This is a genomic window from Pseudomonas sp. Lb2C2 (genome assembly GCF_052112205.1).
Lineage (GTDB): Bacteria > Pseudomonadota > Gammaproteobacteria > Pseudomonadales > Pseudomonadaceae > Aquipseudomonas > Aquipseudomonas kilonensis.
This window is the reverse complement of record NZ_JAUTYW010000004.1, coordinates 309,160-322,184: the sequence shown is the minus strand read 5'-3', so window position 1 is coordinate 322,184 and position 13,025 is coordinate 309,160. Positions and strand designations below refer to the sequence as shown.

Genomic DNA, 13,025 nt, shown 5'->3' with positions numbered 1-13,025 from the left:
CTGAACTTCAACAACAAACCGCATAGCAATTCATGGCGATCTCAATAAAGAGCAATGGCCGCCAGAGGCTGACCTATTGAGACCATCGTTCCCGCCGAAACCTTCTGTGTAATGACGCCATCGCTCGCTGCAACAACCAACGTTTCCATTTTCATCGCTTCGATCAGCGCGACTCCATCACCCTTTCTTACAGTCGCACCGTCATCAACCAGCCACTGTTGTAAAGTGCCAGGAATCGGCGCAGTAACATCACCCTCAGCGCCCGCAGCGGGTGACGTACCCGATGAAGTAGGAACGGGCACTCCGCTGAACAATGAAGAGGGAATACCCAACTCGTGCCGTTTGCCGTCTATTTCGATGAAGCACCGATGCAAGTCGGAATTTACTGCCTCGATTCGTGGGCTCGGCGGCACACCGTTGAATTCGGTTTCAATCCAGTTGGTGTAAACGCCGAATTCAGCATCGCCATTGAAACAGGCTTCTTCCAATACCGCCCGATGAAATGGCAGCACCGACGCAACACCCTCAATGGTGAATTCTTTTAGCGCACGACGCGCACGAGCAATTGCTTGCTCGCGCGTAGACCCCGTGATGATCAGCTTAGCCATCATTGAGTCGTAAAGGCCGGGAATAACGGAGCCCGTCTCAACTCCCGATTCGACGCGAACCCCCGGCCCGGACGGAGCACGGAACAGTTTGATTCGCCCCGGCGTCGGCAAGAACCCCCTCCCCGGGTCTTCAGCATTGATACGAAACTCAAAAGCGTGGCCCCTCAATTCTGGCGCCTTGGTAATCGACAATGGCAACCCGTCAGCGATGCGCAACTGTTCAACAACGATGTCTATGCCCGTGGTCTCTTCGGTGACAGGATGTTCGACCTGCAACCGAGTATTCACTTCAAGAAATGAGATTGTTCCATTCCGCGATAAAAGAAATTCGACCGTGCCTGCGCCGGTGTAGCCGGCATGCGCACAGATCGCCCGGGCCGCCTCATGAATTCGATGACTCTGATCAGTAGTGATGAATGGCGCAGGCGCTTCCTCTACCAACTTCTGATTACGACGCTGGAGAGAACAATCGCGTGTCCCTAGAACTACTGTATTGCCGTGCTGATCGGCGATGACTTGCGCTTCGATATGTCGTGGGCGCTCAAGAAATTGTTCGGCATAGCATTCGCCACGGCCAAATGCTTCTACGGCCTCACGCACCGCGGAATTGAACAGGTCGCCCACCTCTTCCAGCTTGTGAGCAACCTTCATTCCGCGACCGCCGCCGCCAAACGCAGCTTTAATCGCCAACGGCAAACCCGCTTCCTTGGCGAAGGCTATGGCTTCTGCGGCATTCGCCAAAGGACCTGGAGTACCTTTGACCAGTGGAGCACCGACGGCTTGTGCAATACGTCGGGCTTCGACCTTGTCCCCCAGTGACATAATCACCGAAGGCGAAGGTCCGACCCAGATCAATCCCGCGTCGATTACGGCCTGTGCGAACTCGGCGCGCTCAGAGAGAAATCCATAGCCTGGATGAACGGCATCAGCGCCGGCACGCTTGGCAATGTCAATGATCTTGGAAATATTTAGGTAGGTGTCGCCCGGCTTGCCCGGACCCAGCCCATAGGCCTCTTGTGCAAGCTGGACGTGCAACGACTCAGCATCAGCGTCGGAATAGATGGCCACCGACTCGACACCATAATCCCGAGCGGCACGCATGACACGGATAGCGATTTCACCGCGGTTAGCGATCAATAATTTTTTCATTATTCTTGTTCCTTAGCGATAACCTGGAAATCCACTATTGGGTTGAAGTGAATCTTGCAGCCAATAGGGATCTGCGCAGCCAGACTCAGGTGATGCGAAGCCACCACAGCTATTACCGGATAGCCGCCCGTAAGCGGGTGATCGGTTAGAAACAACACGGGCTGACCGCTTGCTGGAACCTGGATTGAGCCAGCACAGGTGCCTTCGGAAGGCAGTTCATCTTGCCGGGCACGAACCAGCGCTTGCGCCCCCTGCAGGCGTATACCTACACGACTCGATTCGGCAGTGGCCGTCCACGGCAGGCTGAAGAAGATCGAAACGGATTCTGACGTGAACCAATCAGTACGAGGCCCCATCACAACGTCAATGGTAATAAGGTCGCTTCCACAAGGGAGCGATGTACCAGCTAGAGGATATGGGTAGATCGAAACACAAGTCTCGTTGGCAGGCAGCAGGATGTCTCCTGCTTTGATTGGTGCTGGTCCCAATTTAGCCAGTGTGTCGGTGGACCTTGATCCCAACACTCTATCCACGTCAAACCCACCCCGTATTGCCAGGTAGCTACGTACGCCTGAGAGCGGCACACCAAGGGTCAAAAGGTCACCAGCATCAAGAGCAAAAGCGACACCTGGGGAGACTTCTACGGTGCGTCCATGTGCAGACCCAATGCGAATGGGTACATCAGCGCCGGTCACGGCACAAGTTACAGGCTCGCCTGCCTTCAGGGAGAACCCGCCATAAGTGATTTCGACCGCGACTGAGTCAAGCACATTACCCAGTAACTCATTCGCAGTACGCAGAGCAGCAAGGTCGGCGGCGCCGGATTCGGAGACGCCCTGATTACCTAAGCCTGGTCGTCCTGCATCTTGATAGAGGGCCGGACGATCCGTGGAAATAATTTGCAAACCGACGGAGCCTTTGGGTCGCGGTTTAGAAAATGCCTGCGCCGCAGCTTCTGCGGAAATGCAATCTCCTTTCCTGACCTCGCGAAAGCGAACCCGATCACCCGGCGCCAGCAATGCGGCGCGCTCACGGTTCAAATCCCACATCATAGAGGGAGTCGTGCCAAGCAACTGCCAGCCGCCCGGACTGTCTGTGGGGTAAACACCGCAAAATGGTCCTGCAACCGCAACAGAGCCGGCAGGAATTCGCACTCGCGGGCTATTCCGACGCGGTACATCCAACTGATCGTCGTCACAGGTCATGTAAGCAAAACCTGGCGCGAATCCAGTAAAAGCGACGGTGAACGTGGCGGCGCTGTGGCGGCGTATCAGTTCCTCCACAGTCCAGCCCAGGTGAGACGCTACAAATTCCAAGTCTTCGCCATCATAAATGACCGGAATTTCGATCAACTGCCCTACAGACTGGGCTCGGCGATCCAACTCAACGCCACTGATCAACCTGACCAGGTCGTCATGGCTTATGACCAGTGGATCGAAACGAACAAGTAACGTCCGGGCGCCGGGAATTATCTCCTCTATCCCCTCGAAAACCGCAGCAACAATAGCCTCGAACATTGCCAGAGTAGTGTCTAAATCTGGCAACTCAATCAGCACTCCTGTACATCCGGCTCGCCGGAACTGCAGGAAATCACTCACGCCCACCTCCGTTCACTCCAGGAATGAAACTGGCGACATGAACGCCATTGGCAATGAACGCTTCTTTCAACACACGGGCCGTCGCAACAGAAGTCGCATTGTCTCCGTGGATGCAGATCGAGTCGGCCTCAATAGTAATTTCTTCGCCGTCAATTGACTCAATGACTCGGTCCTTTACGAGTCGCAGCATGCGTTTTGCGATCACTTCAGGATCGTGAATTACGGCACCTGGGAGTCGCCGATTCACCAACGAGCCGTCGGCGCTGTAAGCCCGATCGGCGAATGCCTCGCAGACCACTCGAAGTCCTGCTTGACGTGCCTGTTGAACAATCGGCGCCCCTGCCAACGCCAGCAAGGTAAGCTCAGGATCGATTGCCTTGATCGCTGCAATTACATCCGAAGCCTGTCGAGCATCGTTGGCGATTGTGTTGTAAAGCGCACCATGGGGTTTCACGTAGTGGATGGAAGTGCCCGCCGCTTTGGCTAAACCTTGAAGCGCACCAATCTGGTAAATCACATCCCCAATCAGCTCGGCGCTAGAAGGCTCCATTGCCCGGCGACCGAAGCCGACGAGATCACGGTAGCCTACATGGGCTCCAATGACGACACGGCGAGACATTGCCTCCCTAATTACAGACAAGATGCCTGCTGGGTCTCCTGCGTGGAATCCGCAGGCGATGTTGGCACTGGATACCAGATCCAGCATCGCTGAATCATCACCCATCGGCCATGGGCCGAAGCTCTCACCAAGGTCGCTGTTGAGGTCGATACTAACCATATTGTTTATGTCTCAACATTCGTCATAAAACACGGGCATCTATTCGCAGCAACTTAAGAAACGCGCGTGTATTTGGTCAGGGTCGACGCCTTGATCAAATGGCCATATTTCTCACCGAAGGCCTTCGAAAAATCGCTGCTCGAATGCAGTTGCAACGCTGCCTCGTCATCCCAAATTTCGTAGAACAGAAACTCACCTGCATTTTCATTGGAGACATGCAGGTCATATTGCACGAACCCCTTCTCGGTCTTGGCGACTGGTACCAGCGTCTGCAGCGCCGCCTTTAGCTCGACCTCTTTACCCGGCTGAGCTGTAACCGTTGCAACCACAACCAACTTATTGCTCATACGTCACCTCTTCACTTTATTAATCACTATCGATTTAACCGACTCGCACCGAAACTTTGGTCTTGATCGAGTTGGCAATAAAACATCCCTTGTGCGCGCGATGATGCAGTCGCTCAAGAGCGCGCGCATCAGGTTGCTTGTCCGAGCTGAACTGGACCTTTGGATTGAGGGTAATTTCCGATACCCAAAAGCCACCTTCATCGCACTTGTCGACCATGCCCACTGCGTTATCCGCATAGGTACTGACGGCGTATCCCTGGCCTTCTGCGAGTGCAAGGAAATACAACATATGGCAACTCGCGAGGGCACTGACCAAGAGTTGCTCGGGATCGGCTTTCTCCGCCGAACCCAAGTAGTCCACAGCCGCTGAGGCCATGATCTTCACCTCTGGACTGACGTGAACTATCAGGTCGCGACTATAGGTTTCCGGCTTGGTCGAGTGCGCCGCAGCACTCCACTCCAGATCCACAACATGCTCAGACATTCAGCCTCCTTGAACTTAGTTTCTGTGAACGCACAAAACTGAATATCAAGCCACTGACAACTCGTTAGCATCAGCGGGTAAATCGGTTACCAACATGTAACCAGGCTCGTGGGTAATGGCGATGTCCACATTAGCTTGTTGGATAGCCATTTGCGGGGTGACTCCACATGCCCAAAAACCGAGAATGTCGCCTTCCTGAATAACCGGAACGTCACCGAAGTCAGGCTGATAGATGTCTTTGATACCGATTTCTTCAGGATTACCAATGTGCACCGGGGCACCGTGCGCGAGTGGGAAACGCGACGACAGCAAAATAGCTTGAACCAGATCGCTTGGGCTAAAGGCTCGCATGGATACGACCATGTTCCCTTTGAACGGCCCGTTCTGCACCGTTGGTAAATTCGTCTTGTACATGGGAACGTTGCGCTTGGCCGTGATATGCCTGATCTCAATACCCGCATTCAAAATAGCGTTTTCGAATGAGAAAGAGCAGCCGAGCGCGAAGATGACGAGATCATCTCTCCAGATACTCAGCAGGTTATCCACCGTGTCGATATGAACCCCCTGCCGATATACACGATAACGTGCCACATCAGTCCTGATGTCGATGTCGCCCGCTAAAGGTAAAGAAGGGTCTCCAGGCCTCCCCATGGCTACCAGCGGGCAGCTCTTGGGATTCTTGTCACAAAACCCTTTGAAATCAGCTGCATATTGAGCTGGCAAAATCATTAGGTTTGCCTGCATGTAGCCGTCAGCGTAACCGCTCGTTGGGCCACGTAACTGCCCGTCCCGAATCATTTGACGGACTTCCTGCGCTGACTTCGTTTGCATCGCTTTAATCGGTTCCATCGACTGTCACCTGTTCGGCAGTATCAAGGTATGCATATCTATTTTTCTTGGATTGCCGAAACGATCACATTTGCAATCGCTTCGTCGGCCTCTACAGGGCCGCCGGAAACACCCACACCACCGATGACTGAGTCGCCGTCAAAGACTGGAAATCCACCGCCGAACACCACAAACGGACGAGAGCATGAACGTTCAAGCCCGTACAACGCAGCTCCCGGCTGTACAACATCCATCCATGCAGCCGTGGGCTGTCGAAATGCTGCAGCCGTATAGGCTTTGTTCTGTGCAATTTCAATGGTGCCAAATGCAGCATCGTCCACACGGATCGAGGCGATTAGATGACCTCCTTCGTCGACCACCGAGAGCGTTGAGCGCTGATTCAGCTCTTTCGCTTTTCGTATGCCAGCAGTCAAACCAAGAAGTGCTGTCTCATGCGTAATTTTTTTCGCCATGACACCTACCTCATATCAGTTATAAGCGCCGCCACACACATTGATTGCCTGTGCGGTGACGTAAGAGGATTCGTCGGACGCCAGATATACAAATAGGGGCGCCACCTCATTTGGGGTCGCTTGACGTCCCAATGGAATGTTCGCTTGAACGACCGAATCCTGTTTGCTCTTACCGCCCATGAAGTCGATGATTGGCTGATTGAACGGCGTATCAATCCATCCTGGGCATACGGCGTTAACCCGCACGCCGTCTTTAGCCAGCTCAATGGCCAGCGAATTAGTAAGCCCAATAATTGCTGCCTTTGATGCAGAATAACAACTCAGACCTGGCCCTCCTCGTTTGCCAGCCAATGAAGACATCAACACGACAGATGAGTTTGTTGCTTCGCGCAAATAAGGCAAGGATTCTTGAATAAATACGAAATTAGCCCTCACGTTGATGGCAAATACTTTATCCCAAGCTTCCATAGCAAAATCTTCAATATTACCGGATAACTGAACGCCAGCATTCAGACACAAAGTATTTATACCACCAAGCCAACCTGCGGCGTTATTTACGACTTCGCGGATTTCGCTCTCGCGCGAAAGGTCCGCCCGGAAAAACTTAACTGATCTCGGGTGACGACTTTGTATTTCCATGCCGCGTTTTTCGTCAATATCAACCACCGCTACAGTGGCGCCTTCGGCAACAAAAGAGTCCAGGATTGCCAATCCTATGTTGGCAACTCCCCCCGTCAAAAGGACGCACTTACCCTTCAATCGATTGGCCATTTTATCCGCCTATACGAAAATTACATATTCAAATTTTTCTGGCGCCTCCAACATCGAGGCGCCAGATCAGAAGTAAGCGTTACTTTGCTTTTGCGATATTTTCAATAAGCAGCCGATTAACCTCTGCGGTCGATTCCATTTGAGGCATATGGCCTACGCTCGGCAGTATATTAAGTATGACGTTTTGTGGAACTTCAGATTCCGTTGGCATTGGCACAATCTCGTCGCGTTCACCCCAAATCAGCAGCACGGGACCTCTGAACTTACTCAACGTCGCCGTAATCGATTGCACTTGCCCTTGTTCGTTGGCAATTACGTCTTTAATTGCTCCGAGGGCCGCAGGAACACCTTCCAGTCGCTTGAACTGCAGGGTCGCCTCGACCATGTCATTGCTAATTTTCGACGGATCGGCGAACAGTCGCTCCAATACTTCCTTCAGCGGACGGCGTCGCTCAGCGGTGACGAAATCATCAAGGAATAGTTTATTAATGGAGGTACTCAGGCCAATAGGCGCTAGAAGGCTAAGCGACGCGACAGCTTCGCCCTTGCGCTCAGTCAAGGCAGCAGCAACAGCCCCGCCGAAGGAATGTGCTACTAGATGGAGCTTGCCTTTAGCCAGGCTATCGATCGCTTTCTCGACCGCGTCGGTCAAGGAACCCAGCACATCCCCCCCGCTAATGGGCGTCGATGCGCCATGACCGGGAAGATCCAACGCCAATACGCGAAAATCTTTGGCGAGCGCGTCCTGGTTGAACATCCACGTGGACAGATCACCACCAAAACCGTGAAGCAAAACCACCGTGTTTTCGCTTTCGGGCCCGATGACCAATGCGTTGATGACCGTACCGTCGCCGACATCGATTTTCTTTGCCGCAACTGCGCCAGACTCTTCGTCAGCATCCTGCTTGATCGAGCTCGCAAACTGAGCAATGAAAGCATCAATGTCTTCATCAGTGGCGCTGTCGTCTGCGACAACAGCCACCAATGCGCCTACCGGGGCGGTATCTCCCTCGGGCACCACAATCCTGCGCAATGTGCCGCTGACTGGAGACTCCACCGCATTGGTAGTCTTGGTCGACTCGACCTCCATAATTTCTTGACCGCGCTCGATCCGATCACCGACCGCTACCATCCACTCAGCCAACAACCCTTCGGTCATGGTCATTCCCCACTTGGGAATGGTGATTGCTTCGATAGACATAGACCCAACCTCTAAATGATGGACTTGACCGCTTTGATCACAGCGTCGGCATTAGGAACATAGGCATCTTCCAAGTTCGGCGCGTAAGGGACCGGCGAGTGAGGAGCCGTTACCATCTTGATAGGCGCCTTCAGGGCGTGGAAACATTTGTCGGCAAGCAGGGCCGAGATATCCGCCGCCATGCCACAGCGCGGATTAGCCTCATCAATGATGACGACGCGGCCGATCTCTTCGGTGAACTCCAGCAGAGTGTCTTCATCTAGCGGCGAGGTGGTCCGAGGGTCAATCACACAAGCAGACACACCTTCCGATGCGAGTTTGCGAGCAGCTTCTTCAGCGACTTGAACCATTCTGCCAAAGGCAATTAACAGCACGTCATTCCCATCGCGAACTACCCGGGCCTCACCAAACGGGACGGTGTAAGCGCCATCCGGCACTTCACCAACCATGTCGTAAAGCATTTTGTGCTCCAGGAAAATAACCGGATCATCATCGCGGATCGCCTGCAACAAAAGCCCTTTGGCATCGTAAGGGTTCGATGGAATCACCACTTTCAAACCGGGGAAGTGCGTGAACACTGGGTAGAAGGCCTGGGTATGTTGAGCTGCCGAACGGGTGCCCGCCCCAAACGTTGCCCGAATCACCAGAGGGGTACGTGCGTGACCACCAAACATGTACCGAAACTTCGCGATCTGATTGACGATTTGATCGAGACACACACCTGCAAAGTCTACAAACATCAGCTCGGCAATCGGACGCATGCCGGTGAGCGCAGCACCCGCAGCCGCACCAACGAATGCTGTTTCGCTGATCGGTGTATCGCGCACTCGTTCCGGACCGAAAGCCCCCAATAGCCCGCGCGTTACGCCAAAAGGACCGCCCCACGCGTCTTTAACACCATTGGCACCGGCACCACCGGTCAGATCCTCGCCCATCATGATTACTTTCGGATCGCGTGCCATTTCCAAGTGAAGGGCATCGTTGAGAGCCTGACGATAAGAAATTTTAGCCATTACGAAGCTCCTTACAGGTACTTGACGTAGACGTCAGAGGTGAGTGCCGAAAGCGGAGGAAGCGGCGCGGCGCGAGCAGCAGAAACTGCTTCATTCACTGCTTGCTCGATCTCCTCATCGATGGCTTTCAGTGCATCCTGTAGGGACTGCGATTCGACCGCGGCACGGAACTTGGTCAGGCAATCTTGTTCGAGGCGCATGGCTTTCTTTTCTTCGGGGGTGCGGTAACTGTCCGGATCACCACTGTAGTGGCCGTAATAACGAGGGACATGAACATGAATCAGACTCGGACCGCCACCATTACGGGCACGCTCAATCGCCTCACCGGCGACGCTATAGACCTTGAACAGATCAGTGCCATCTACTTCTGCGGCAGGGATACCGTAACCAGCAGCTCGCCCGGTAAAAGTACCGGCCGACACGAATTCATTTGCGGTCGCTTCGCCAAAACCATTGTCTTCAATGACGAACACCATTGGGAGCATCCAGATTTTTGCCAAGTTGAGGCTTTCTGCCATGGCTCCCTCGTTCATCGCACCGTCGCCGGCGAATGCTATGGCAACATGCTTGGTCCCCGTTAGCTTGGCAGTCAGCGCTGCGCCACAGGTGATCGGTGCACCACCCGCAACAATGCCGTTGGCACCGAGCATCCCTTTGCGCAGATCAGCAATATGTTGCGAACCGCCTTTACCACCACAAGTGCCAGTGGCCTTGCCGAAAATTTCAGCCATCATACCGACGATGTCACAGCCCTTTGCAATACAGTGGCCGTGTCCACGGTGGGTGGAAGAGATATAGTCCTCGTCAGACAAATGCATGCACACGCCCACCGCACTTGCTTCCTGACCAGCGTACAAGTGGGTGTTCCCAGGGATATCACCGGTCCCCATCTCAATCATGATGCGCTCTTCGAAAACGCGGATGGTCTGCATGGCCCGATAGGCTTCGAGCAACCGTTCACGTGATAAATGTTGCGAGAACATTCCACTTCTCCTCATTCGAACTTTGCTTTCGGATTTTTTGTAAGTAGCAAATAGAGCTTTGGCCTACACCATACACTCGACATCAGCTTCCCATGGACGCGGCGGGAACCAAAACCTGTGAACCCATCGTCGCGCGCAGCACTGATAACGTCCAATTGTGATTGCGGATTGCTTGAGATAACGTCCGCTTATCAAATCATTCGACTTTTCCGCTTGAGTGGGAGATCTTGAAAAAAGATTCACCATTTAGTTTGCTGCGGTAACCTGTCTAGGACGCCATCTGGCGAGACAACAAGCTGACGAACCATGATAGAGAGACACTGAATGATCGACTTGAGAAGCCTTCAGACGTTTTATGCGGTCGCTCAACAAGGAGGATTTCACAAGGCGGCGGAGAAGCTTCACACCTCTCAGCCAGCGGTGTCAGCGCGTATCGCGCAGCTCGAGCGCCATCTGAAATGCCGGCTTCTGGAGCGAGACAAACGAGGATGTTTTCTTACGCCCCAAGGCCGGGAATTGCTGACCTATGCGGAACGAATGTTTGCGCTTGAAAACGAGATGATCGAGGCAGTTGCCGGTCATGGAGGGCTTCGAGGCACCGTAAGCCTAGGCGCCTCTGACACCATCGTGCACGCATGGCTTTCCGATCTGCTCAAGCATTTAAACCGTGAGTATCCGGAAATAACTCTAGAGATAGTGGTGGACAGCACAACCAACATGACGGCGGGCCTGGCAGACTTTAGCCTCGATGTTGCGCTGCTGATGGGCCCTGTGAACATAGGCAATGCGGAAAATCTACCGCTGTGCCAATACCCGATCACTTGGATCAAATCTAAAGAGCTAGATATTGGTACCGACACCCCCAGCCTGGCAGTATTAGCTGAATTCCCAATCATTACCTATGCCCGAGTCACCCGACCTTATTGGCAACTCAAGGAAATGTTTGAACGAGAGAATCTGCACCGAACAAAAATTTTCGCCAATTCCTCCCTGTCATCAATCGTGCGCATGACACTCGACGGCATTGGTATCGCTGCTATTCCTCAGCACGTCGTTGCTGAAGAGCTCGCAAGTGGAAAACTTGAAATCGTCAATACTCCACATGAGATGCCAGTCATGTCATTTACAGCGAGCTTTATCGAGCGACCCGATATGCCACTAAACCGTATCGTCGCTCAGCTCGCACAGAAGGTTGCCGCCGATTACTGGCGCATCTGAAAGCAGTGAATGCTGAAATGCGAAACGGGGCCAAGGCCCCGTTTCTCATTTCAACGCTTCCCAATGTTAAGAGTGATGAGCACGCCCCAATCGCGCGAATACTTCTGGGCGCTTGAACTTGTAAAACTGAGCTAGCCCCATGCCGGCAAACAGAACTCCAATCAGGCAATACAGCATCCAACGCCGCTCGCCCGGCTCGCCGCCTACCAGCAAGTGGAAGTGGTACGCCACTAAACCGACCAGCGAGACGAAGAAAATCGTGGATATTGCCGGAGCCAGGAATGCTTTGAGAAAACTTGCGCCCTCTTGCTTGCCACGACGTACGTACCAAGTCAAAGCGGACAGGTTGACGATAGTCATCAGGATGATGACCCCGGAGGTCCCTAATCCAGAGAGCTGACCATACAAAAATTCTGGCCGCACATTCATCACGATGAACGGGATCAGAATGGCCAGCACCATGAGCGACACCGCCATGGACGCTGCGAACGGGGACGAGTGCCGAGTATGGATGTTACTGAAAAAGCGTGGGATAGCACCGTCTGTTCCCAGATTAAATAGATAGCGCGAGAGAACATTGTGCGTCGACAGACTCGCAGCAAATGCCGAGCTCAGCACCAAGATAGTGATGATTACCTGGACACGGTTATCGACGAAAAGACCGAAAGCATTGGGGAACATAGTCGCAGGACTGTCGGTCGCCACAGCCTGCGCCGTGTGACCGTACGCCATGATCATCGCATACGCGCAAAGCGTGTAAAGAATCCCAATGAAGATGATCGAGCCGTAGGTGGCACGAGGTATGGTGATATCCGGATTTTTGCATTCGTCACGAAACAGTGCCGTCGCCTCGAACCCCATGAAGAAAGAGACCGCAAACAACATTGCGAAGGGAATATTCACCCCTTCTTTCGTCAACTCTCCCGGCGTGAACGGAGCACCGGCGGCGAGCTCTCCATTGCCGCCTGCCTGGAGCACACCAAAAGCGAACGCGAGGCAAATGACAATTTCAGTCAGCATCACCCAGAAGAGCACCTTGGCCGAAAGCTCCACATGCAAATAACCAAGAATACCAACAGCGGCCCAGCATCCCAAAGTAAACACGTACCAGGGCAACGCGGTACCGGTTAGGCTTTTTTGGAGTTCGGCACAAGAAACGCCGAAATAGGAAGTGACGCCCGCCAGCAGCATGAAATAGGACAAGGCTGCGGCGATGCCAGAACCCAAGCCTGCCGATTTGCCCAAGCCATAGCTGATGAAGGCGTAGAAATCACCCGGTCGCTTGACCGCGTTATTCAAAGTCACGTAACCGATACCGAACAGCAACATCATTATACCGACGATTATAAAGAGCAACGGCGATGCGATACCACCGAACATCAGAGAAACAGGGATATACCCTGCCACTGTCGTCAAAGGCGCCGAAAATGCCAGAACCGTCATGGCTAAACTGAGCGCACCCATACTCCCTGATAGCTTGATCGGCGCACTCTTGACACTCGCCACGCTTTCAGCCTCTAAACTAACTGCCATTTCCTTTCTCCTTCGAATTGTATGCGTACAACTAACGTAAT

13 protein-coding genes are annotated in these 13,025 nt (G+C 53.3%); 1 reads left to right on the top strand and 12 read right to left on the bottom strand.

Annotated elements, in window-relative coordinates; translation table 11 throughout:
• Positions 1-41 precede the first annotated feature (41 nt).
• The 11 genes from Q7F16_RS13495 to Q7F16_RS13445 all read right to left on the bottom strand — a co-directional run bounded on the left by Q7F16_RS13495 (position 42) and on the right by Q7F16_RS13445 (position 10,233).
• Entirely contained in the window at positions 42-1,757 is a 1,716-nt protein-coding gene (locus tag Q7F16_RS13495; RefSeq protein ID WP_217859839.1) for an acetyl/propionyl/methylcrotonyl-CoA carboxylase subunit alpha, read from the bottom strand.
• Positions 1,757-3,343, bottom strand: coding sequence for a 5-oxoprolinase/urea amidolyase family protein (locus tag Q7F16_RS13490; RefSeq protein ID WP_409556381.1), 1,587 nt, complete (start codon positions 3,341-3,343; stop codon positions 1,757-1,759). Before Q7F16_RS13490 ends, Q7F16_RS13495 begins: the two co-directional genes overlap by 1 nt.
• Positions 3,344-3,347: 4 nt before the next feature.
• On the bottom strand, positions 3,348-4,133 hold the full coding sequence (locus Q7F16_RS13485; protein WP_409556267.1) for a LamB/YcsF family protein: 786 nt from the start codon (positions 4,131-4,133) through the stop codon (positions 3,348-3,350).
• Positions 4,134-4,186: 53 nt separating this feature from the next.
• Positions 4,187-4,480 carry a putative quinol monooxygenase gene (locus tag Q7F16_RS13480; RefSeq protein ID WP_310360363.1) on the bottom strand — a complete coding sequence of 98 codons (294 nt, stop codon included), beginning with the start codon at positions 4,478-4,480 and terminating at the stop codon, positions 4,187-4,189.
• A gap of 34 nt (positions 4,481-4,514) precedes the next feature.
• A complete protein-coding gene (locus Q7F16_RS13475) occupies positions 4,515-4,964 on the bottom strand; it encodes an OsmC family protein (protein ID WP_409556266.1) in 450 nt (149 codons plus the stop codon).
• 45 nt (positions 4,965-5,009) lie between these two features.
• Positions 5,010-5,813: a putative hydro-lyase gene (locus Q7F16_RS13470; RefSeq protein WP_200899316.1), complete on the bottom strand. Its 804-nt coding sequence runs from the start codon at positions 5,811-5,813 to the stop codon at positions 5,010-5,012.
• Between the two features lie 38 nt (positions 5,814-5,851).
• On the bottom strand, positions 5,852-6,265 hold the full coding sequence (locus Q7F16_RS13465) for a GlcG/HbpS family heme-binding protein (RefSeq protein WP_046061909.1): 414 nt from the start codon (positions 6,263-6,265) through the stop codon (positions 5,852-5,854).
• A 15-nt stretch (positions 6,266-6,280) separates the two neighbouring features.
• Positions 6,281-7,036, bottom strand: coding sequence for an SDR family NAD(P)-dependent oxidoreductase (locus tag Q7F16_RS13460; RefSeq protein ID WP_046061910.1), 756 nt, complete (start codon positions 7,034-7,036; stop codon positions 6,281-6,283).
• 79 nt (positions 7,037-7,115) lie between these two features.
• Positions 7,116-8,237, bottom strand: a complete 1,122-nt coding sequence (locus Q7F16_RS13455; RefSeq protein ID WP_409556265.1) for an acetoin dehydrogenase dihydrolipoyllysine-residue acetyltransferase subunit — start codon at positions 8,235-8,237, stop codon at positions 7,116-7,118.
• An 11-nt stretch (positions 8,238-8,248) separates the two neighbouring features.
• The gene (locus Q7F16_RS13450) at positions 8,249-9,250 is read right to left on the bottom strand and encodes an alpha-ketoacid dehydrogenase subunit beta (RefSeq protein WP_046061912.1); all 1,002 of its coding nucleotides are present in this window, start codon (positions 9,248-9,250) and stop codon (positions 8,249-8,251) included.
• A gap of 11 nt (positions 9,251-9,261) precedes the next feature.
• On the bottom strand, positions 9,262-10,233 hold the full coding sequence (locus tag Q7F16_RS13445; RefSeq protein ID WP_225936062.1) for a thiamine pyrophosphate-dependent dehydrogenase E1 component subunit alpha: 972 nt from the start codon (positions 10,231-10,233) through the stop codon (positions 9,262-9,264).
• 324 nt (positions 10,234-10,557) lie between these two features.
• On the opposite strand from Q7F16_RS13445, the gene Q7F16_RS13440 reads away from it, so the two are divergent.
• A complete protein-coding gene (locus Q7F16_RS13440; RefSeq protein ID WP_207962429.1) occupies positions 10,558-11,451 on the top strand; it encodes a LysR family transcriptional regulator in 894 nt (297 codons plus the stop codon).
• A gap of 66 nt (positions 11,452-11,517) precedes the next feature.
• Here the strand turns inward: Q7F16_RS13440 and Q7F16_RS13435 are convergent, their stop codons facing one another.
• Positions 11,518-12,984 (bottom strand): APC family permease, encoded by a 1,467-nt coding sequence (locus Q7F16_RS13435; RefSeq protein WP_310360383.1) that lies wholly within the window; start codon positions 12,982-12,984, stop codon positions 11,518-11,520.
• Positions 12,985-13,025: the final 41 nt, after the last annotated feature.

Excerpts from the sequence above, each read along its gene's own strand:
- Q7F16_RS13495 (WP_217859839.1), bottom strand. The coding sequence starts at position 1,757 with ATGAAAAAATTATTGATCGCTAACCGCGGTGAAATCGCTATCCGTGTC.
- Q7F16_RS13485 (WP_409556267.1), bottom strand. The coding sequence starts at position 4,133 with ATGGTTAGTATCGACCTCAACAGCGACCTTGGTGAGAGCTTCGGCCCA.
- Q7F16_RS13480 (WP_310360363.1), bottom strand. The coding sequence starts at position 4,480 with ATGAGCAATAAGTTGGTTGTGGTTGCAACGGTTACAGCTCAGCCGGGT.
- Q7F16_RS13475 (WP_409556266.1), bottom strand. The coding sequence starts at position 4,964 with ATGTCTGAGCATGTTGTGGATCTGGAGTGGAGTGCTGCGGCGCACTCG.
- Q7F16_RS13470 (WP_200899316.1), bottom strand. The coding sequence starts at position 5,813 with ATGGAACCGATTAAAGCGATGCAAACGAAGTCAGCGCAGGAAGTCCGT.
- Q7F16_RS13465 (WP_046061909.1), bottom strand. The coding sequence starts at position 6,265 with ATGGCGAAAAAAATTACGCATGAGACAGCACTTCTTGGTTTGACTGCT.
- Q7F16_RS13460 (WP_046061910.1), bottom strand. The coding sequence starts at position 7,036 with ATGGCCAATCGATTGAAGGGTAAGTGCGTCCTTTTGACGGGGGGAGTT.
- Q7F16_RS13455 (WP_409556265.1), bottom strand. The coding sequence starts at position 8,237 with ATGTCTATCGAAGCAATCACCATTCCCAAGTGGGGAATGACCATGACC.
- Q7F16_RS13450 (WP_046061912.1), bottom strand. The coding sequence starts at position 9,250 with ATGGCTAAAATTTCTTATCGTCAGGCTCTCAACGATGCCCTTCACTTG.
- Q7F16_RS13445 (WP_225936062.1), bottom strand. The coding sequence starts at position 10,233 with ATGTTCTCGCAACATTTATCACGTGAACGGTTGCTCGAAGCCTATCGG.
- Q7F16_RS13440 (WP_207962429.1), top strand. The coding sequence starts at position 10,558 with ATGATCGACTTGAGAAGCCTTCAGACGTTTTATGCGGTCGCTCAACAA.
- Q7F16_RS13435 (WP_310360383.1), bottom strand. The coding sequence starts at position 12,984 with ATGGCAGTTAGTTTAGAGGCTGAAAGCGTGGCGAGTGTCAAGAGTGCG.